Annotated in this window: 20 protein-coding genes; 11 read left to right on the top strand and 9 right to left on the bottom strand. The window is 64.0% G+C overall.

Going from position 1 to position 17,071, the window contains the following annotated elements; genetic code table 11:
* Positions 1-139: 139 nt before the first annotated feature.
* A complete protein-coding gene (locus EOA23_RS20215; protein WP_127305445.1) occupies positions 140-538 on the bottom strand; it encodes an STAS/SEC14 domain-containing protein in 399 nt (132 codons plus the stop codon).
* A 109-nt stretch (positions 539-647) separates the two neighbouring features.
* On the opposite strand from EOA23_RS20215, the gene EOA23_RS20210 reads away from it, so the two are divergent.
* From EOA23_RS20210 to EOA23_RS20200, 3 genes are all read left to right on the top strand, one after another.
* Entirely contained in the window at positions 648-1,388 is a 741-nt protein-coding gene (locus tag EOA23_RS20210) for a pyridoxine 5'-phosphate synthase (RefSeq protein WP_127305444.1), read from the top strand.
* A gap of 86 nt (positions 1,389-1,474) precedes the next feature.
* Positions 1,475-3,388 carry a potassium transporter Kup gene (locus EOA23_RS20205; protein ID WP_127305443.1) on the top strand — a complete coding sequence of 638 codons (1,914 nt, stop codon included), beginning with the start codon at positions 1,475-1,477 and terminating at the stop codon, positions 3,386-3,388.
* 45 nt (positions 3,389-3,433) lie between these two features.
* A complete protein-coding gene (locus EOA23_RS20200; RefSeq protein ID WP_127305442.1) occupies positions 3,434-4,474 on the top strand; it encodes an aldehyde reductase in 1,041 nt (346 codons plus the stop codon).
* 39 nt (positions 4,475-4,513) lie between these two features.
* On the opposite strand, the gene EOA23_RS20195 is transcribed toward EOA23_RS20200, so the two are convergent.
* Positions 4,514-5,407, bottom strand: a complete 894-nt coding sequence (locus tag EOA23_RS20195) for an SDR family oxidoreductase (protein WP_127305441.1) — start codon at positions 5,405-5,407, stop codon at positions 4,514-4,516.
* Positions 5,408-5,576: 169 nt separating this feature from the next.
* Here EOA23_RS20195 and EOA23_RS20190 point away from each other — a divergent pair, with 169 nt between their 5' ends.
* Together EOA23_RS20190 and EOA23_RS20185 are read left to right on the top strand one after the other, a co-directional pair.
* Positions 5,577-5,987: a helix-turn-helix domain-containing protein gene (locus tag EOA23_RS20190; protein ID WP_126060175.1), complete on the top strand. Its 411-nt coding sequence runs from the start codon at positions 5,577-5,579 to the stop codon at positions 5,985-5,987.
* Positions 5,988-6,060: 73 nt separating this feature from the next.
* Complete coding sequence (locus EOA23_RS20185) at positions 6,061-7,290, top strand: NAD(P)/FAD-dependent oxidoreductase (RefSeq protein ID WP_127305440.1); 1,230 nt, start codon at positions 6,061-6,063, stop codon at positions 7,288-7,290.
* On the opposite strand, the gene EOA23_RS20180 is transcribed toward EOA23_RS20185, so the two are convergent.
* Both EOA23_RS20180 and EOA23_RS20175 read right to left on the bottom strand, forming a co-directional pair.
* Positions 7,244-7,963, bottom strand: coding sequence for a glutathione S-transferase family protein (locus EOA23_RS20180; protein WP_189341646.1), 720 nt, complete (start codon positions 7,961-7,963; stop codon positions 7,244-7,246). The two genes, EOA23_RS20185 and EOA23_RS20180, sit on opposite strands and share 47 nt — an antisense overlap.
* Before the next feature lies 1 nt (position 7,964).
* Positions 7,965-8,270, bottom strand: coding sequence for a Rieske (2Fe-2S) protein (locus EOA23_RS20175; protein WP_126060178.1), 306 nt, complete (start codon positions 8,268-8,270; stop codon positions 7,965-7,967).
* A gap of 96 nt (positions 8,271-8,366) precedes the next feature.
* On the opposite strand from EOA23_RS20175, the gene EOA23_RS20170 reads away from it, so the two are divergent.
* The 3 genes from EOA23_RS20170 to ilvC all read left to right on the top strand — a co-directional run bounded on the left by EOA23_RS20170 (position 8,367) and on the right by ilvC (position 10,648).
* The gene (locus tag EOA23_RS20170; RefSeq protein ID WP_127305439.1) at positions 8,367-8,822 is read left to right on the top strand and encodes a MarR family winged helix-turn-helix transcriptional regulator; all 456 of its coding nucleotides are present in this window, start codon (positions 8,367-8,369) and stop codon (positions 8,820-8,822) included.
* A 128-nt stretch (positions 8,823-8,950) separates the two neighbouring features.
* Positions 8,951-9,604 (top strand): TetR/AcrR family transcriptional regulator, encoded by a 654-nt coding sequence (locus EOA23_RS20165; protein ID WP_126060180.1) that lies wholly within the window; start codon positions 8,951-8,953, stop codon positions 9,602-9,604.
* 24 nt (positions 9,605-9,628) lie between these two features.
* Positions 9,629-10,648 (top strand): ketol-acid reductoisomerase, encoded by a 1,020-nt coding sequence (gene ilvC, locus EOA23_RS20160; RefSeq protein WP_042644009.1) that lies wholly within the window; start codon positions 9,629-9,631, stop codon positions 10,646-10,648.
* A 217-nt stretch (positions 10,649-10,865) separates the two neighbouring features.
* Here ilvC and EOA23_RS20155 read toward each other — a convergent pair whose 3' ends face one another.
* Both EOA23_RS20155 and EOA23_RS20150 read right to left on the bottom strand, forming a co-directional pair.
* On the bottom strand, positions 10,866-11,150 hold the full coding sequence (locus tag EOA23_RS20155; protein ID WP_126060181.1) for a PilZ domain-containing protein: 285 nt from the start codon (positions 11,148-11,150) through the stop codon (positions 10,866-10,868).
* 165 nt (positions 11,151-11,315) lie between these two features.
* Positions 11,316-11,921: a BA14K family protein gene (locus EOA23_RS20150; protein WP_126060182.1), complete on the bottom strand. Its 606-nt coding sequence runs from the start codon at positions 11,919-11,921 to the stop codon at positions 11,316-11,318.
* 165 nt (positions 11,922-12,086) lie between these two features.
* Between EOA23_RS20150 and EOA23_RS20145 the strand changes: the two genes are divergently transcribed.
* Positions 12,087-13,199 carry an endonuclease/exonuclease/phosphatase family protein gene (locus EOA23_RS20145; RefSeq protein ID WP_127305438.1) on the top strand — a complete coding sequence of 371 codons (1,113 nt, stop codon included), beginning with the start codon at positions 12,087-12,089 and terminating at the stop codon, positions 13,197-13,199.
* 4 nt (positions 13,200-13,203) lie between these two features.
* The gene (locus tag EOA23_RS20140) at positions 13,204-13,929 is read left to right on the top strand and encodes a hypothetical protein (protein ID WP_127305437.1); all 726 of its coding nucleotides are present in this window, start codon (positions 13,204-13,206) and stop codon (positions 13,927-13,929) included.
* Between the two features lie 29 nt (positions 13,930-13,958).
* On the opposite strand, the gene EOA23_RS20135 is transcribed toward EOA23_RS20140, so the two are convergent.
* Positions 13,959-15,032: a 1-aminocyclopropane-1-carboxylate deaminase gene (locus EOA23_RS20135; protein ID WP_127305436.1), complete on the bottom strand. Its 1,074-nt coding sequence runs from the start codon at positions 15,030-15,032 to the stop codon at positions 13,959-13,961.
* A gap of 146 nt (positions 15,033-15,178) precedes the next feature.
* Between EOA23_RS20135 and EOA23_RS20130 the strand changes: the two genes are divergently transcribed.
* The gene (locus EOA23_RS20130; protein WP_127305435.1) at positions 15,179-15,655 is read left to right on the top strand and encodes an Lrp/AsnC ligand binding domain-containing protein; all 477 of its coding nucleotides are present in this window, start codon (positions 15,179-15,181) and stop codon (positions 15,653-15,655) included.
* Positions 15,656-15,681: 26 nt separating this feature from the next.
* On the opposite strand, the gene EOA23_RS20125 is transcribed toward EOA23_RS20130, so the two are convergent.
* On the bottom strand, positions 15,682-15,924 hold the full coding sequence (locus EOA23_RS20125; RefSeq protein ID WP_127305434.1) for a hypothetical protein: 243 nt from the start codon (positions 15,922-15,924) through the stop codon (positions 15,682-15,684).
* An 83-nt stretch (positions 15,925-16,007) separates the two neighbouring features.
* Positions 16,008-17,071 (bottom strand): ABC transporter permease (locus tag EOA23_RS20120; RefSeq protein ID WP_145966445.1); only part of this gene is annotated, 1,064 nt, incomplete at its 5' end.

Genomic DNA, 17,071 nt, shown 5'->3' with positions numbered 1-17,071 from the left:
AGTCACGGCATGGAGCCTCGGGTCTGCGCGCGTCGCTTCGCTCCTTGCTCCGCCCGAGGATGACGACCGCGATAGGCGTCTCGGCCAATCGCCAAGGCATGCCACATAGCCAACCGGTCAAAACTTCTGTGTTAAGGAACTAGCCCGTAGGCCTTGCGCCAAGCCACTGCCAGGCGGCTTCCTCATCGTCGACATCGAAGCGTCTGACTTCGAAAGGCAGCGTTTTCGGGAAGACGCCGGCGACAAGGGAAGCCCAACTCGGCTCGCCGATGACGGCGGAGCGCACGACATGTTCCATCGCGTCGGCCACGCCCTGCCGGAGCGTGTCCTGCTTGATATTGGCCCAGTCGACGCTTTCCGCGTCCGTCAGCCGCACCAGCACATCGATCCTCGGATGCAGCGCGTAGGCGGCTTCCAGCAGGCCGAACAGGTTTTCCGCATCGGCCGGCGAGACATCGCCGACGACATCGATGGCGAAAAGCGCGTCGCGGTTGGTCTCGATGCGACGGATCGCCGGCACGGCTTCGAGGAAATTCACTGGCAAATCCTCATCTTAGCCTCCAACTATCCCCTGGAACACGCGAAACCCCCTATCTGTTCCCGTCAAAGGCGGTACAGATGCCCGCCGATCCACTGGACCCCAGCTCATGCCCGCCAAGCTTTCGGTCAATCTCAACGCCGTCGCCATGCTGCGCAACCGCCGCGACCTGCCGTGGCCGAGCGTCACCGGACTTGGCCGCATTGCCCTTGCCGCCGGCGCGCATGGGTTGACGGTGCATCCCAGGCCCGACGAGCGGCACACAAGGCATTCCGACCTGCCGGAGATCAGGGCTCTGATCGACGACGAATTCCCGACGGCGGAATTCAACATCGAGGGCTATCCGACCGAGGATTTCCTGGCGCTGGTCGAAAAGAACCAGCCCGAGCAGGTGACGCTGGTGCCGGACGACCCGGCGCAGGCCACCTCCGACCATGGCTGGAACTTCATCGCCCAGGCGGCGTTCCTCACTCCGATCGTCAAGCGGTTGAAGAAGGGCGGGTTCCGCGTGTCGCTGTTTTCCGATGCGGATCCGGACGGGGTCAATGCGGCGCGCGATACAGGCGCCGACCGCATCGAGCTCTATACCGGACCCTACGGAAGTTTCCATTCCGATTCCGAAAAGGCGGCGAAAGAGTTGGAAAGACTGGGAAAAACCGCCGACGCCGCATTCAAGGCCGGGCTCGGCGTCAATGCCGGCCACGATCTGACCGTTGAGAACCTGCCGGCGCTGGCCAGGCGCATCCCGGCATTGGCCGAAGTATCGATCGGACATGGGTTGACAGCCGATGCGCTGGAGTATGGCATGGCCGGCACGGTCGGGCGGTTCTTGAAGGCCTGCGGATGGTAGGGGACTTTGGGTAGTTTCGGCAGTCTTGGTGTGTCGCGCGCGTCGCGGTGGCCTCGCAGCGTGACGAATTCGGTAAAGTGGGGTTCATGGTGCTAGCCAACGCCAGCGAAACGGAATCCCTCGAACGCTCGGGCCATGCCGAAACCGAGCGGCAACACAGCACCAAGGTGCTCATGCTTGGCGCGCTGGGCGTCGTCTATGGCGACATCGGCACGAGCCCGATCTACGCCTTTCGCGAGGCGCTGCACGCGTCTTCGAGTTCGGTTGCCCGCAATGACGTGCTCGGCGTGCTGTCGCTGATCGTCTGGGCGCTGACGATCATCGTCACGATCAAATATGTCGCCTTCGTGCTCAGGGCCGACAACAAGGGCGAGGGCGGCACGCTGTCGCTGATGGCGCTGGCGCGCAGCGCCTACCCGCCGGGTTCCAAGCTTATCCTGGTGATCGGCCTTTGCGGCGCGGCGCTGTTCTTTGGCGATTCGATCATCACTCCGGCGATCTCGGTGCTGTCGGCTGTCGAAGGCCTGGAAGTCGTCACGCCGGCGCTCGATACCTTCGTGGTTCCGATCACGCTGGTCATCCTGGCCGTGCTTTTTGCCGTGCAGCGCTTCGGCACGGGCAAGGTGGCGGCGGTGTTCGGGCCCGTGACAGCGACATGGTTCGTGGCGATCGGCGCGGCCGGTGTCTACCATATCGTCGACGACCCGTCGGTTTTCCTGGCGATCAATCCATATTATGCGATCTACTACCTGGCCACGACACCGACCGGAGCCTTCGTTACCGTCGGCGCGGTCTTCCTGGCGGTGACCGGCGCGGAGGCTCTCTATGTCGACCTCGGCCATTTCGGCCGCAAGCCGATCGTGATGGCTTGGTTCGCAATCGTCTTCCCGTGCCTGCTGCTGAATTATTTCGGCCAAGGCGCCTTCGTGCTCTCGCATGGCGGCAAGCCCACCAACCCGTTCTTCCAGATGCTGCCCGAATGGGCGCTGATGCCGATGGTCGGCCTTGCAACCGCGGCCACCGTCATCGCCAGCCAGGCCGTCATTTCCGGTGCCTTCTCGCTGACCAGGCAGGCGGTGCAGCTCAACCTTCTGCCGCGCATCGAGGTGCAGCACACATCCGAGATGCAGAGCGGCCAGATCTATATGCCGAGGGTCAACCTTCTGGTCGCGCTCGGCGTGATGCTTCTGGTCGTCGGCTTCGGCAGCTCGAGCGCGCTTGCGTCGGCCTACGGCATTTCGGTCACCGGCGAGATGCTGATGACGACTATCCTTTTGTTCGTGGTGATGCGCTGGCTGTGGAAATGGCAGGTTGCGACCGCGCTGGCCCTGGTGGTGCTCTTCGGCGTCATTGATCTCGGTTTCTTCTCGGCCAATGTCGTCAAGATCGTCGAGGGCGGCTGGGTGTCGATTACGGTCGCCTGTCTGATGGGCCTGATCATGTGGACCTGGATCCGCGGTACCCGCTACCTGTTCGACAAGACGCGCCGCAACGAGATCCCACTCGACTTCCTGGCGTCGAACCTTCTGAAGAAAAAGCCGCAGCTGGTGTCGGGCACCGCGGTGTTCCTGACCAGCGATCCGCTAAGCGCGCCGACGGCACTGATGCACAGCCTGAAACACTACAAGGTGCTGCATGAGAAGAACGTCATCCTGTCGGTGGTGACCGCGCCGCAGCCGGTGGTGCCGGACAGCGAACGCGTCAAGCTGGAGACGGTCAACGAGCTGTTCATGCGCGTGACGCTGACCTTCGGCTATATGGAGCAGCCCAACATTCCGCGCGCCTTGGCCATCTGCCGCAAGCAGGGCTGGAAGTTCGACATTATGACGACGTCCTTCTTCCTGTCGCGGCGCTCGCTGAAGGCTTCGCCCAATTCCGGCATGCCGATCTGGCAGGACAGGCTGTTCATCGGCTTGGCCAAGACGGCGGCGGACGCGACGGAATATTTCCAGATCCCGACCGGACGCGTGGTGGAGATTGGCACGCAGGTCGCGATCTGACAGACTGCGCAGCATCGGCCGGAGCAGTGGCTAAAGGGGCGGCGCATGAGCGGCGATTTGGTGCTTGTGACCGGCGGGTCCGGCTTTCTCGGCGTTCATTGCATCCTTGCGCTTCTGAACGCTGGCTACCGCGTGCGCACCACGGTGCGCTCGGCCAGGCGCGAAGCCGATGTTCTTGCGATGCTGAAGGTCGGCGGCGCCGAGCCGGGCGACGCGCTTTCCTTCGCGCATGCCGATCTGATGAGCGACAAAGGCTGGCCCGAAGCGGTTGCCGAATGCCGGTACGTCCTTCACGTCGCTTCGCCTTTCCCGCCCGGCGTGCCGAAGCATGAGGACGACCTGATCGTCCCGGCCAGGGAAGGGGCATTGCGCGTGCTGCGGGCCGCGCGCGACGCCGGGGTCGAACGTGTCGTGCTTACCTCTTCCTTTGCCGCTGTCGGCTATGGCCAGACACCGGTCGTCGAGAAGCCCTTCACGGAGGAGAACTGGACCAACCTTTCGGAAAAGGTCAGCGCCTATGTGAAGTCGAAGACGCTGGCCGAACGGGCGGCGTGGGATTTCATCGATCGCGAGGGCGGTTCTCTGGAGTTGGCAGTGGTCAATCCGGTCGGCATCTTCGGGCCGGTCCTGGGGCCGGATCATTCGACCTCGACGGATTTCATCAGGCGGCTGATGGATGGCGAGGTGCCCGGACTGCCGCGCATGGTGTTCGGCGTCGTCGATGTGCGCGACGTCGCCGACCTGCATCTGCGCGCCATGACCAATCCTGCCGCCAAAGGGGAGCGGTTCCTGGCCATCAGCGGCGATTTCATGACGATGCTCGAGATCGCGCGGACGCTGAAAGCGCGGCTCGGCAATGCGGCGTCGCGGGTTACGACAAGAGTGGTGCCGGACTGGCTGGTCCGGATCGTCGGGCTATTCGACGGGCAGGCGGCCCAGATCGTGTCGGAACTGGGCAAAGCCAGGAACGCGACGAGCGCCAAGGCCATGCGCCTGCTTGGCTGGACGCCGCGATCACGGGAAGAGGCGCTGGTTGCTACTGCGGAAAGCCTGGTCCGGCTTGGGTTGCTCAAGAAGTCGAAGTGAAGCGCGCCCGGGGGGACGACTCCCCAGACGCGCCGGTTTTCAACCGAGCAGGGCCGTCTTGTTCGCTTCGAGGAACTGCTTCAGCGTCCGGGGCTTGCGTCCCGAGAGCTTTTCGACGGCATCGGTCACCTCTGCGATGCGGCCGGCACGCGTGTTGGCATCGAAGGAGACGATGATGCGGGCGAAATCCTCGGGAACGCCCGCCGCCTTGACGCCTTCGGTCAGCGCCCCGTCCGGCAGTTGGATGACTTCCAGCGCCTTGCCGGTCACCTCGCTCACCAGCGCTGCGATCTCGTACGTGGTGTAGGCCTGCGGGCCGGTCAGCGTGTAGATGTGGCTTTCCTTGGAGCCGGACGCGAGGCCGGCGGCAATGGCGGCGGCCATATCGTCGCGCGCGCCGTGGGCGATGCGCCCGTCGGCGGCCGCCGTGTACCACTTGCCCGACGAAATGGCGTGCGGCAGCGACATGAACAGGTTCTCCTGATACCAGCCGTTGCGGAAGATGGTGTAGGGGATGCCGCTCGCCTTGATGGCCTGCTCGGTGCCGTAGTGATCGCCGGCAAAGAGCACGGGCGAGCCCGGCTCGGGATTGGGCATCGAGGTGTAGAGCAGATGCGAAACGCCTGCCGCCTTGGCCGCGGCCACGGCCGTCTCATGCTGCTTCAGCCGGCGGCCCGTCTTCAGATCGAGGTCGCCGGTCGAGATGATCAGCACCCGGTCGGCGCCAGCGAACGCCTTCTCCAGCGAGGTGCTGTCGTTGAAGTCGGCGGCCCTGACGGCGACGCCGCGCGCTGCAAGGTCGGCGAGGTTCTCGGGGTTGCGGGTGGCGGCGATGATGCTCGAGGGCGCAATTTTCTGCGCCTCCAGCAAGTGATTGATGACGGCTCGGCCGAGCTGGCCGGAAGCGCCGGTGACGAGAAGGGTTTCGGTCATGGGGGAGTCCCTGAAAAATTGCGTCGAAGGCGGATCAAATTGTGGTCTCAAAAAGAGACCAGCACTAAAATAGGAATTGACCTCGGGCCGTAAAGAAGGCAGTTTTTCGGGAGGTAGGCACGGCGAGGGAACCACCCCGGCCGGCCGAACTCGACCAGCGGATGTCGCGATGGACAGCAAGATCTTCAATCTGAAAGCCAAGCTCGAGGTCTATAAGGCCATGACCAACGGCGGCAATTTCGCCGACTGTCCGGTCCGCGACGTGATCCAGGGCATCAGCGGCAAATGGAGCTCGCTGCTGGTCATGGCGCTGGCGGAGAGGCCCTACCGCTTCGGTGAGCTGCGCCGGCTGGTTCCCGACATCTCGCAGCGCATGCTGACGCAAACGCTTTACGAGCTACAGCGCGACGGCTATGTGCACCGCGAGGTGTTCCCCACCAAGCCGCCGAGCGTGGAATACAGCCTGACCGATCTCGGGCGCTCGATGTTTGCGCCCCTGCAGATGCTGGTCCAGTGGGCCGAGCTCAACCATGACGCCGTGCGCGAGGCACGCGCCGCTTTCGACGCGGCTCAAGCCTGACAGGCGTCAAAGCGCCAGCTTGATTTGACTGCTGTGTTGGGAGATTGTCCGGCCGGCTTGGCTTGGGCGGGCAATGAGCAGATCCTACGACATCGCGATTGCCGGCGCCGGGCCGGCCGGATTGGCCGCGGCGCTCTATCTCAAGCGGGCGGGGCACAAGGTCACCATCTTCGAGCGCTTCGACGCGCCGAAGCCTGTCGGCTCCGGGCTCATCCTGCAGCCGACCGGGCTGACAGTGCTCGCCGATCTCGGCCTGCTCGACGACATCCTTTCGCTCGGCAGCCGTATCGAGCGGCTGCACGGCACCGATGCCCAGACCGGGCGCACGGTGCTCGAAGTCCGCTACGACGCGCGGCGCGGCCGTCGCTTCGGCCTCGCGGTCCATCGGGCGGCGCTGTTCGGCGTGCTCCATCGCGCCGCCTTGCGCGAAGCGATCGCGATCGAGACCGATGTCGAGGTCGAGACACCGGAGACGGCCGAGCGCGCGACGCTGGTCTGCGCCAACGGCAAGCGGCTCGGGCCGTTCGACCTCATTGTCGACGCCAGCGGCGCGCGCTCGAAACTGCGGCACTGTCTAGGCGATGCCGCCATGCCGCGACCGCTGGCCTATGGCGCGTTCTGGGCGTCGCTCGGCTGGCGGGACGGCTTTGACAGAAGCGCGCTGCTGCAGCGCTACGACAAGGCAAGCATCATGGTCGGCGTGCTGCCGATCGGCCGGCCGGAGCCTGGCGCGCAAGACATGGCGGCCTTCTTCTGGAGCCTCAAGCCGGCCGATGCCGAACGGGTAAAGGCCGAGGGGCTCGAAGCATGGAAGGCGAGAGTGGTTTCGGTCTGGCCGGAGTGCGAGGCTTTCACCAGCCAGATCGACAGTTTCGAGCAGCTCTCGCTCGCCCGTTACGGTCACCACACGATGACACTGCCGGCAGGCCGGCGGCTTGCCGTCATCGGCGATGCCGCGCATTCGACCAGCCCGCAGCTCGGGCAAGGCGCGAACATGGCGCTGCTCGACGCCGCCGCCCTCGGCCATGCGCTGGCGCGGGCGGACAGCCTCGACGACGCGCTAGCGACTTATGCCAGCGCACGCCGTTGGCATGTGCGCGTGTTCCAGGCGCTGTCACTGTCGCTGACGCCGTTCTACCAGTCGGACTCAGCGGCTTTGCCCTTTGTCCGTGACCGCATGGTGGCGGCGCTGGCGCGTGTGCCGCCGGGGCCGCAATTCCTCGCCGCCATGGTCGCCGGAACGGTGATCGACCCGTTCAGGCGGATCGGGCTTGCGGAGTTTCAGTGGCCTGCCGCCGGATGATCCCGGATAGGTAAGATCCCTTGGCCCGAAGGAAGGCATGCAGCCGCCGCGGATACTCCGCGCCGACCGCCTCCTTGACCGATTGCCGCCTGCTCAAGGCCACGCGCCAGGCCTGGACGCGCGGCTTGCCATCCAGAATGCCGAAATCGCCGATGCGGTCGAAGGTGTCGAAGTAGCGGAAGATCGGCCCGTAGACGGCATCGACCAGCGAGAAGCGCTCGCCGCCGAACCATGGGCCGCTTTGCCTGGCCGGCAGTTCCGCCTCCACGCGAGCGAACATTTCGGACAGCACTCTGCTTTCATGGAGGAAAGCAGCTTCGTCGGCGGCGGAATAGAAGCGGCCTATGCCATTGAGGATGGCCGAGCCGAATTCGATCCAGGCGCGATGCCTGGCCCGCGCCAGCGGATCGGCAGGGTGCAAGGGATTGGCCTCGGTTTCCTCGAGGAATTCGAGGATGACGGCGGATTCGAAAATCACCTCCTCCGATTGGCCGTGTTGGACGCGGAGCAGAGGCACCCTGCCGAGCGGCGAGACAGCTTTGAACCAAACAGGCTTGTCGGCAAGGTCGACATAGAGCCGATCGAAAGGCACATCTTTCTCGGCAAGCGCGATCGTGCCGCGCTGGACGTAGGGGCAGAGGTGATGGCTGACGAGGGTGAGTCTTGCGGTCATCTCACTCTCCCCAGACATAGTTGAGCGCGCCATCCTCGACGCGGGTCGACAGGAACATCAGGCGCGAGCCTTTCGGCGCCGGTCCTTCGAGACGCTCGCCGCTTTCCATGTCGAATTTCGCGCCGTGCCATTGGCAGACAAGCGTGCCGTCCTTGCAGTCCAGCGGTCCGCCGAAATGCAGGCAGACATTGGCAGCCGCGCGGATGCGCTCGCCGCTGCGCCAGACATGGACCTCGCGACCGAAGAAGGGCGCGATCAGGCTGCCGATCTGGGGAATGTCGGCGATCTTGCAGATTTCATGTTTCATCGGAAAGTTCCTTGTTAATGCAATTGCATCTATATGGATGCAAATGCATCGATTGTCAAGCTTGATGCAGTTGCATCTATCGACTAGGCTGCGCCGATGACGAAGACGTCGCCATCTCCAGAAGCGATTGCAGCCTGGGCGCGCCTCGTGCGGGTCTCGCGCCAACTGGTCGAGAGGACCGAGGACGCGCTGAAGGCAAACGCCCTGCCGCCGCTCGCCTGGTACGACGTGCTGCACGAACTCGCCGAAGCGGGCGAGGGCGGGCTCAGGCCGTTCGAGCTGATCGATCGCGTGCTGCTGGCGCAGTACGGCGTCTCACGGCTGCTGGCCCGGCTGGAGGCGGATGGCTTGGTCGAAAAGCTGCCCGTCTCCGACGATGGCCGCGGGCAGACCGTGCGCATCACGGCAAGCGGCCGGGAGATGCGCCGCCGCATCTGGGCGGTCTATGGCACTTGCATTGCCGACCGAATGGACGGCAGGCTTTCAGCCCAGGAGCTGAAGACATTGGCCAGCCTGCTCGGACGGCTGCGCGATCCGCCGGCCAGCGATTAGCTGACGAGCCCTTCGCAGTTTCGCCGGTCATTTTTCGCTGCACCCCTTGCATTGGAAACAGGAATGCGCAATAAGCCGAACCGTAACGTACGGTACGCCTCTAGGCGGCCAGAAAACCGGGAAACAACGTGCTGCAGGCGGGCGCTGATATCGACACAAGCGAAACGCTGACGGAGCGCCAGCAGGCCGTTCTGGACGCGGCGCTCCGCCTGCTGGTGGAAGAGGGCGACAACCTCACCATGACCGCGGTGGCGCGGCGGGCGAGCTGCTCCAAGGAAACGCTCTACAAATGGTTCGGCGACCGCGACGGACTGCTCAACGCTACGGTGCAGTGGCAGGCCTCCAAGGTGCGCGTGGCGCCGGTCGATCGCAAGGGACTCGACCTCGCGTCACTGACGGCAAGCCTCCAACGCTTCGCCTCCGACTGGCTCAAAGTGATCTCCAGCGATACGTCGATCGCGCTCAACCGCGTGGCGGTCGGCCATGCCGGCTCCGGCAAGGATGACCTCGGCGCCATTGTGCTGCAGAATGGCCGCTTCGCGCTGGCCAGGCGGCTGAAGCCGGTGCTTGAAGCAGGGCGTCAAGCCGGGCTGCTCGATTTCGAGGACGCCGAGACGGCGTTCCGGACCTTTTTCGGCCTGGTCGGCCGCGACGTGCAGATCCGTCTGCTGCTCGGCGACCGGGTGGAATTGACTGAGGCGACGATCGGCGGCGATGCCCGCCGCGCGACGCAACAGTTTCTCGCTCTCTTCGGAGCAAAAACCGGGCCTATGGCCTTCTGATCTTCAAAAGGGAAGGAACAGCAAATGCGTGTCTATTACGATCGTGACGCCGATCTCAATCTCATCAAAGGCAAGAAGGTCGCCATCATCGGCTATGGCAGCCAGGGCCGGGCGCATGCGCTCAACCTCAAGGATTCCGGCGTCAAGGAGATCGCCATCGGCCTGAAAGCCGGCTCGGCGACCGCCAAGAAGGTCGAGGCCGACGGGCTCAAGGTGATGAGCGTGGCGGACGCCGCCAAATGGGCCGACCTGATGATGATGGCGACGCCCGACGAATTGCAGGCCGACATCTACAAAAACGAGATCGCGCCGAACATCCGCGACGGCGCCGCGATCGCCTTCGCGCATGGGCTTAACGTGCATTTCGGCCTGATCGAGCCGAAGGCTTCGGTCGACGTCGTCATGATCGCGCCGAAGGGCCCGGGCCACACGGTGCGCGGCGAATACCAGAAGGGCGGCGGCGTGCCGTGCCTCGTCGCCGTCAACCAGGACGCTTCGGGCAACGCGCTCGATCTCGCGCTCTCCTATGCCTGCGGTGTCGGCGGCGGTCGTTCCGGCATCATCGAGACCAACTTCCGCGAGGAATGCGAGACCGACCTGTTCGGTGAGCAAGTTGTGCTGTGCGGCGGTCTGGTCGAGCTGATCCGCGCCGGCTTCGAGACGCTGGTGGAAGCCGGTTACGCGCCGGAAATGGCCTATTTCGAGTGCCTGCACGAGGTGAAGCTGATCGTCGACCTGATCTATGAGGGCGGCATCGCCAACATGAACTACTCGATCTCGAACACCGCCGAATGGGGCGAGTATGTCTCGGGTCCGCGCATCATCACCGCCGACACCAAGGCCGAGATGAAGCGCGTTCTGAAGGACATCCAGACCGGCAAGTTCACCTCGGAGTGGATGCAGGAATACCGCGCTGGCCTAGCTCGCTTCAAGGGCATCCGCCGCAACAACGACAGCCACCAGATCGAAGAGGTTGGAGCAAAACTCCGCGCCATGATGCCGTGGATCGCCAAGAACAAGCTGGTCGACAAGGCCAAGAACTAGGAAGCTCGCGCCAATTCTACCCTGCCGGCCATCTGCCGCAGGTTTCTGCGCTTCCGGTGCTCACGGACTTTATGTCCGCTCCGCTCCGGTTCTCGAAACCCGCACCAGCTGACTCGGCAGGGCGAATTGTCATCAAGCTTCCGGCCGCGAAGCTGCAAGCCGGCGGATCGATCCGCCGGCCTTTTCGTTGCGAGATTGACGGCAGTGCCGCCGCAGCTCAGCCGTAGTGCCAGTGTGGCTTGGGCTCGGTGCCGGTGAACTCGACGCCGATGCGGTCCTCGCGGCGCCAGCGCACCACGGCCCTGTAGCCGATGCCATCGACCGGCACATAGAGCAGGAATTCGTCCGGCACGCGTGCGTCGATCGGCACTTTCAACTCCGCACCGTTCGAATGCATGTTGCGTACCGTGCACGTCACCTCGGAATTGTTGATGCCGGTCAAGATCGCCGCGCCCTTCAGGACGCGTTGGCGGCGTTGGATTCTGAGTTCGTTTTCGGCCATTGCAGGGTACGTTCTGGCGAATTTTTCGCTGCGAATCGGCATGTCGAGCACCGACTGGATGAATAGGCGCCGCCGATGAATTTAGGGTTATCAAGGTCGCGGCACAGGGTTGCGGCAAAATAAAACGGCGCCGCGAAGGGCGCCGTTTCTGTGCCAGCAGGCCGCTCAGATATAGGGCGAAATGCACTGCCGGCGCGGGCCGTAGTTGGGCTGGAACGTGTTGTCCCAGGCCCGATAGGACCGGTAGCGGTCGTAGCACCATTGGACATGGGCCCTGGAAAGCCGCTCCGTCCGGTAAATGCGCCGCGGCTGAACATAGCGCGGATAGGGGTCATAATAGTAAGGATCGTAGTAATTGTTGTAGGCCAAGCTGCCCAAGCCAAGGCCAAGGCCCAGCCCCAGGATCGCGGCGTCGCTGTCACGGAAGTGCCGGCGGTGATGGTGCCGCCAGCGCCAGTCGCCATCGCCATTCCACCTGTCTCTGTCCCAGTTGCGGTCCCAGTTGCGGGAGAAGTGCCGGTTGCCGTCGCGTCTGAAATCGCGGCCGCGCCACTCGCCGCCGCGCCGCCAGCGCCAGTCATATATCTGCGGCGAGTAGTTGTTGCCGCCAGCCCAACTGTCGCGGACGGGGACGATCGTGGGTGCCACCGCGCTGCTGGCGGTCGAGAAATCGGGCTGCAGGATCGGGCCGGCCACCGACGGCGCGGTCACGCCGGCAACGAGTCCCAAGGCCAAAAGCCCGGATCTGAAGGAAGATAACAGCGGTTTCATTTCACTCTCCAAGGAGTAAAGGCCCCACGCCCAGAGCACCCCGGAAATGGGCTATTGTTGGAACTTTTCGTCTGAACGGAGGATGAACAGAAAGGTTCCATCAACCATGACGTGCATACGCCCGGCTCTTGTTTTCGGCCTCGCTTGCGCGCAAAGGTCACGGCCATGTCGCTGCGCCTCGCCACTTTCAATGTCGAGAACCTGATGAACAGGTTCGATTTCTCGGGCTATCGCAACCAGCTCAATGAAGACCGCACGCTGGCGCTGTTCGACATCCAGAGCGAGGCGGAATACCGGATCCTCGAGCAGGCCCGCGCGATCGCCCAGTCCGACGACACCCGCCAGTTGACGGCGCTCGCCATCGCGGCCACCCGCGCGGACATCATCTGCATGCAGGAGGTCGACAATATCGAGGCGCTGAAGGCGTTCGAATATGGCTATCTGTTCAAGATGATCGGGCAGGGCTACCGCCAGAAATACACCACGGCCGGCAACGACTCCCGCGGCATCGATGTCGCGGTGATGATGCGCAACGAGACCATGCAGGGCCAGCCGATCGAGTTCGTGCGCATGACGAGCCACGCCTATGTCACGTTCGAGCGGTTCGGCCTCTTCACGCCGGAGCTTGCGGCGCTCGGACATGTGGCCAGCGATCGCATCTTTCGCCGGGACTGCCTGGAGGTCGACCTCACTGTCGGCGGCGTGCCGCTGACACTTTATCTCGTGCATTTCAAGTCAATGGGCTCGCCGCGCAACGGGCTGGACGGCCGCGAGGCGACAATGCCGCTGCGTATGGCCGAGGCGCAGGCCGTGCGCCGCATCATCGAGGAGCGTTTCGGCAAGGACCATGCCGCCGACAAGCGCTGGGCGATCTGCGGCGATATGAACGATTACCGGCAGCGTGTCAGGATCGAGGGCGACAGCTTCGACGGCTATCGCTTCGAGGTCGTCGATGAAGCCCAGTCCTCGATCAGCGTGCTGACCGCCGGCGGCTTCTGCGAGAATGTCGTCGAGCGGCGGCCGGAGATGGATCGCTGGAGCTTCTACCACACGCGCGGCCCGGAGGAGCGGCATCTTTGCCAGCTCGATTACATCCTCCTGTCGAAAGCCCTGGCGGCGAAGAACGCGACCGCCGTGCCCGACATCATCCGCAATGGCCAGCCCTGGCGCACCATCTTCCCGGCGGGCCAGGAGGTCGAGCGTTTCCCGCGCGCCGGCTGGGACAGGCCGAAAGCGTCGGACCATTGCCCCGTGGCAATCACATTGGACATGGCGTGACCCTTTGAGTTTCGATCTGCCCCGCAACGTCATCCTGCCGGTCGATGCGATCGACGTCCGCCTCGATCCCGGGCCGCACCCCTTCGCCGTCAGCAATGCGGAAGCGATTGCCGAGAACTGGCGTCAGGAAATCGCCGCCAAACCGGCGCTGTTCGACGGCACGGTGGTGCTGCTCTCCGAACTGGTATACCGGGACAGCCGCCTCGTCGGCCGCTGCCATGCGGTCAATTATTCGACCTTCATGCTGTGGCGAAAGCGGCGCGAGAATTCCGGCGCCGAGCACGCCTATGCGCATGCCATGCTGGTCGCCGGCGACAACGCGCTGGTGGCGATCCGGATGGGAGCTCACACGGTCAATGCCGGCCGCGTCTATTTCGCCGCCGGCTCGTTCGAGCCGGTCGATTTTCGCGACGGGCTCGTCGATATCGACTTCAACATGATCCGCGAGGTGGGAGAGGAGACAGGGCTCGATCTTTCGGCGGCCGAGCGTGGACAGCGCTATCACGCGCTATCGACGGCGAGCGGCACGGTGATCTTCCGCCGCTACCGGGTCGCCGAATCGGCCGACGAACTGGCGCGGCGCATCAGCGCCTTCGTCGCCGCCGAGGCCGATCCGGAGATCGAAGGGCCGGTCATCATCCGGCATGCCGCCGATTTGCCCGACGGGCTGATGGGGCATATGAAGCCGCTGATCGAATGGCATTTCGATGGCAGCGACAAGGTTTCCTGACGCGTAGCATCAGTGCCAGCGGGTGCGCTCTATGGAAAGAGCGGTGGCAACGCGTCGTCACGCGGCGCGCCTTTGCGCGTAACGCAGTCGTCCTTGTAGTAATAGCTGTAACCGTTGATGGCCGGCGCGCCGCCGAGATGCGCATAGAGAATTCTCGCGCCCTCGGGAAAGAAGCCTTTCCTCGTCAGGTCGATCAGCCCCTGCATCGACTTTCCCTCATAGACCGGATCGGTGATCATCGCCTCGGTGCGGGCCGCCAGCCGGATCGCGTCGTTCGTTTCGTTCGATGGAACGCCGTAGGCGGGATGGGCATAGTCGGGGTTGATGACGATTTCGTCCTCACGGACGGCGCGGCCCAGCCCGACGAGAGCGGCGGTGTCGTCGACGATTCGGCGGACCTGGGCGCGGGTCTGGTCGGGCGTGCCGGAGGCATCGATGCCGATCACCCGGTCGGCGCGATCTTGAGCGGCGAAGCCGACGATCATGCCGGCCTGCGTCGAGCCGGTCACGACGCAGACGATGATGTAGTCGAATTTGAAACCGAGCTCGACTTCCTGTTTCGCCACCTCCTCGGCGAAGCCGACATAGCCCAGACCGCCGAACTTGTGCACCGAGGCGCCGGCAGGAATGGGGTATGGCTTGCCGCCTGCATCCTTGACCGACTGGATCGCATCCTGCCAGCTCTTGCGAATGCCGATGTCGAAACCATCGTCGACGAGCCGGCTGTCGGCTCCCATCAGGCGCGTCAGCAGGATATTGCCGACCCGGTCGTAGACCGCATCGTAGTGCGGCACCCATTTCTCCTGGATGACCACGCATTTCATACCGATCTTGGCGGCCGTCGCGGCGACCATGCGCGTGTGGTTCGACTGCACGCCGCCGATCGACACCAGCGTGTCGGCGCCCGACGCGATCGCATCGGGCACGATATATTCGAGCTTGCGCAATTTGTTGCCTCCCATGGCCAGCCCGGAATTGCAGTCATCACGCTTTGCATAGACCCGCACCTTGCCGCCAAGCGCCGCGCTGAGACGCGGCAGATGCTCGATCGGCGTCGGGCCGAAGGTCAGTGGATACCGTTGAAATTTATCGAGAAGTGACATCGACCTGCGTCCCGCCGTGTTCGTTTGGATAGGCAAAGAATAGATGAATTGCGGCGAAAGGTGCTCTCGAAGAGAGCCGCTGCTTTTTGGACTTCCGCAAAGAAGTGCGCTAAGGTTCATTTAATCGTCCATTGGAACCGATAAAAATGGAAGAATCTTCCGACCATATTTTCGACCGCATCGACATCAAGATCCTGCGAGCCCTACAGGCCGAGGGGCGGCTGACCAATGCCGAGCTGGCAGCGCGCATGAATGTCAGCGCCGCCACCTGCCATCGGCGCACGCAACGCCTGTTCGAGGAGGGCTACATCACCGGAGTCAGGGCGGAGATCGCGCCCGCCGCGGTCGGGCTCGGCGCGCTGGTCATGGTCGGCGTCGTGCTCGATCGCTCAACACCGGAAAGTTTCGCGGCTTTCGAGGAGGCCGCCCTCAAGCTGAAGGAGGTCCTGGATTGTAATCTTGTGGCCGGCGACTTCGACTATCTGTTGAAGATACGGGTGCGCGACATGGCGGATTTCAACAAGCTGCACGGCCAGAAGCTGATCGCGTTGCCGGGCGTCCGGCAAACCAGGACCTTCTTTGTGATGAAGGAGGTCAAGGAGAACGCGCGGCTGCCGTTTTGACAGGTGACTCCATTCTCTCGCGGCGCTCAGAGCCGCTCTTTCTGCGGCAATGCCTTGCGGTCATTACGCGCCGCGACGAAGAACAGGATGAAGCAGAGGCCGAGGAGCGCGCCCATCGCCGTGCCCATGGTCTGGCCGACGACTTCCTGGAAATTGGTCGCGACGCGGTCGGGATTGGCCAGACCGAAGCGGGCCAGATACCACCAGATGCCGCCCAGGAACGCCTCGACGACAATTGCCACGAGGATCACACGCCCCTTCCTGCTCATCTCGTCCGTCCCCTTCAAGGTTTCCCAGGAGACCGCTTTATCACCGCAGGATTTGCGGCAACAGAGCCGAGCGATGCCGGGTGCTATTCGTGCCGCAGCGCGTCGATCGGATCGAGGCGGGCGCCGCGCAGCGCCGGGAAAAAGCCGAACACCATGCCGATCAGCGCGGAGAAGCCGACGGCCAGCAGGATGACGGCGGGGCTCGGCGCGAACGGTATCGTCAGCGCCATCGAGGTCATGCCGGCCAGCGACAGGCCGATCAGGATGCCGATAATGCCGCCGAGCAGCGACAGCACCGTCGACTCGACCAGGAACTGGATGAGGATGTGTTTTTCGTGCGCGCCGATCGCCAGCCTGATGCCGATCTCGCGCGTCCGCTCGGTGACCGAGACCAGCATGATGTTCATGATGCCGATGCCGCCGACCAGGAGGCTGACACCGGCGACGGCGCCCAGCATGCCGGTCATGGTGGTCGTGGCGCTGGTCATGGCGTCGGCGATCTGGGTCATGTCGCGGATGGCGAAGTCGGGATCGCGGTCCGGCGTGATGCGGCGCGTGTCGCGCAAAATGTCCTCGACGCGCGGCTGCAACTCGCTGGTCGGCGTGCGGTCGTCGGCAGCGATGTAGATGTTGTCGACGTCCCGGTTGCCGGCGATGCGCCGCTGATAGGCGTGCAGCGGCATCAGCACGACATTGTCCTGGTCCTGGCCGAAGCCGGTATAGCCCTTGGGCTCGAGCAGGCCGATGATCTTGCAGGACGTGCGGTTGACGCGGATGATCTCGCCCTCCGGATCGCCGGCGCCGAAGAATTGCTGGCGCACCGTCTCGCCGATCAGGCAGACACCGGTGCCGGCGCGCGTTTCAGAATCGCTGAACGGCCGTCCCGACACCAGCTTCCAGTCGCGGGCGTCGAGATAGGCGCTGTCCGTGCCGGTGAATCCCGAGGTCAGGCTTTCAGTGCCGAAGATGACGCGGACCTGTTTTTGCGAGGCGGGCGAGATGGCGCGCGCGCCGCTCAGATGCGCGACGAGCGCGGTGACATCCTTTTCGGCGAGCGGCCGCACGGCCTGATCGAGGCCGCCGGGTCCGCCTGGGCGCGCCGGCCGGCCGGCGCGGACGACGAGAAGATTGCTGCCGAGCTTGGAGA

The sequence above is a fragment of the Mesorhizobium sp. M2A.F.Ca.ET.042.01.1.1 genome, from assembly GCF_003997405.1.
In the GTDB taxonomy this organism is placed as follows: Bacteria; Pseudomonadota; Alphaproteobacteria; order Rhizobiales; family Rhizobiaceae; genus Mesorhizobium.
The sequence above is the reverse complement of the archived record's forward strand: the minus strand, read 5'-3'. Positions and strand labels throughout refer to the sequence as shown.

Coding starts and splice junctions, on each gene's coding strand:
- EOA23_RS20135 (WP_127305436.1), bottom strand. CDS start 15,032: ATGTCACTTCTCGATAAATTTCAACGGTATCCACTGACCTTCGGCCCG.
- EOA23_RS20210 (WP_127305444.1), top strand. CDS start 648: ATGCCCGCCAAGCTTTCGGTCAATCTCAACGCCGTCGCCATGCTGCGC.
- EOA23_RS20195 (WP_127305441.1), bottom strand. CDS start 5,407: ATGACCGAAACCCTTCTCGTCACCGGCGCTTCCGGCCAGCTCGGCCGA.
- EOA23_RS20145 (WP_127305438.1), top strand. CDS start 12,087: ATGTCGCTGCGCCTCGCCACTTTCAATGTCGAGAACCTGATGAACAGG.
- EOA23_RS20180 (WP_189341646.1), bottom strand. CDS start 7,963: ATGACCGCAAGACTCACCCTCGTCAGCCATCACCTCTGCCCCTACGTC.
- EOA23_RS20150 (WP_126060182.1), bottom strand. CDS start 11,921: ATGAAACCGCTGTTATCTTCCTTCAGATCCGGGCTTTTGGCCTTGGGA.
- EOA23_RS20200 (WP_127305442.1), top strand. CDS start 3,434: ATGAGCGGCGATTTGGTGCTTGTGACCGGCGGGTCCGGCTTTCTCGGC.
- EOA23_RS20175 (WP_126060178.1), bottom strand. CDS start 8,270: ATGAAACATGAAATCTGCAAGATCGCCGACATTCCCCAGATCGGCAGC.
- EOA23_RS20190 (WP_126060175.1), top strand. CDS start 5,577: ATGGACAGCAAGATCTTCAATCTGAAAGCCAAGCTCGAGGTCTATAAG.
- EOA23_RS20125 (WP_127305434.1), bottom strand. CDS start 15,924: ATGAGCAGGAAGGGGCGTGTGATCCTCGTGGCAATTGTCGTCGAGGCG.
- EOA23_RS20155 (WP_126060181.1), bottom strand. CDS start 11,150: ATGGCCGAAAACGAACTCAGAATCCAACGCCGCCAACGCGTCCTGAAG.
- EOA23_RS20170 (WP_127305439.1), top strand. CDS start 8,367: ATGACGAAGACGTCGCCATCTCCAGAAGCGATTGCAGCCTGGGCGCGC.
- ilvC (WP_042644009.1), top strand. CDS start 9,629: ATGCGTGTCTATTACGATCGTGACGCCGATCTCAATCTCATCAAAGGC.
- EOA23_RS20205 (WP_127305443.1), top strand. CDS start 1,475: ATGGTGCTAGCCAACGCCAGCGAAACGGAATCCCTCGAACGCTCGGGC.
- EOA23_RS20130 (WP_127305435.1), top strand. CDS start 15,179: ATGGAAGAATCTTCCGACCATATTTTCGACCGCATCGACATCAAGATC.
- EOA23_RS20185 (WP_127305440.1), top strand. CDS start 6,061: ATGAGCAGATCCTACGACATCGCGATTGCCGGCGCCGGGCCGGCCGGA.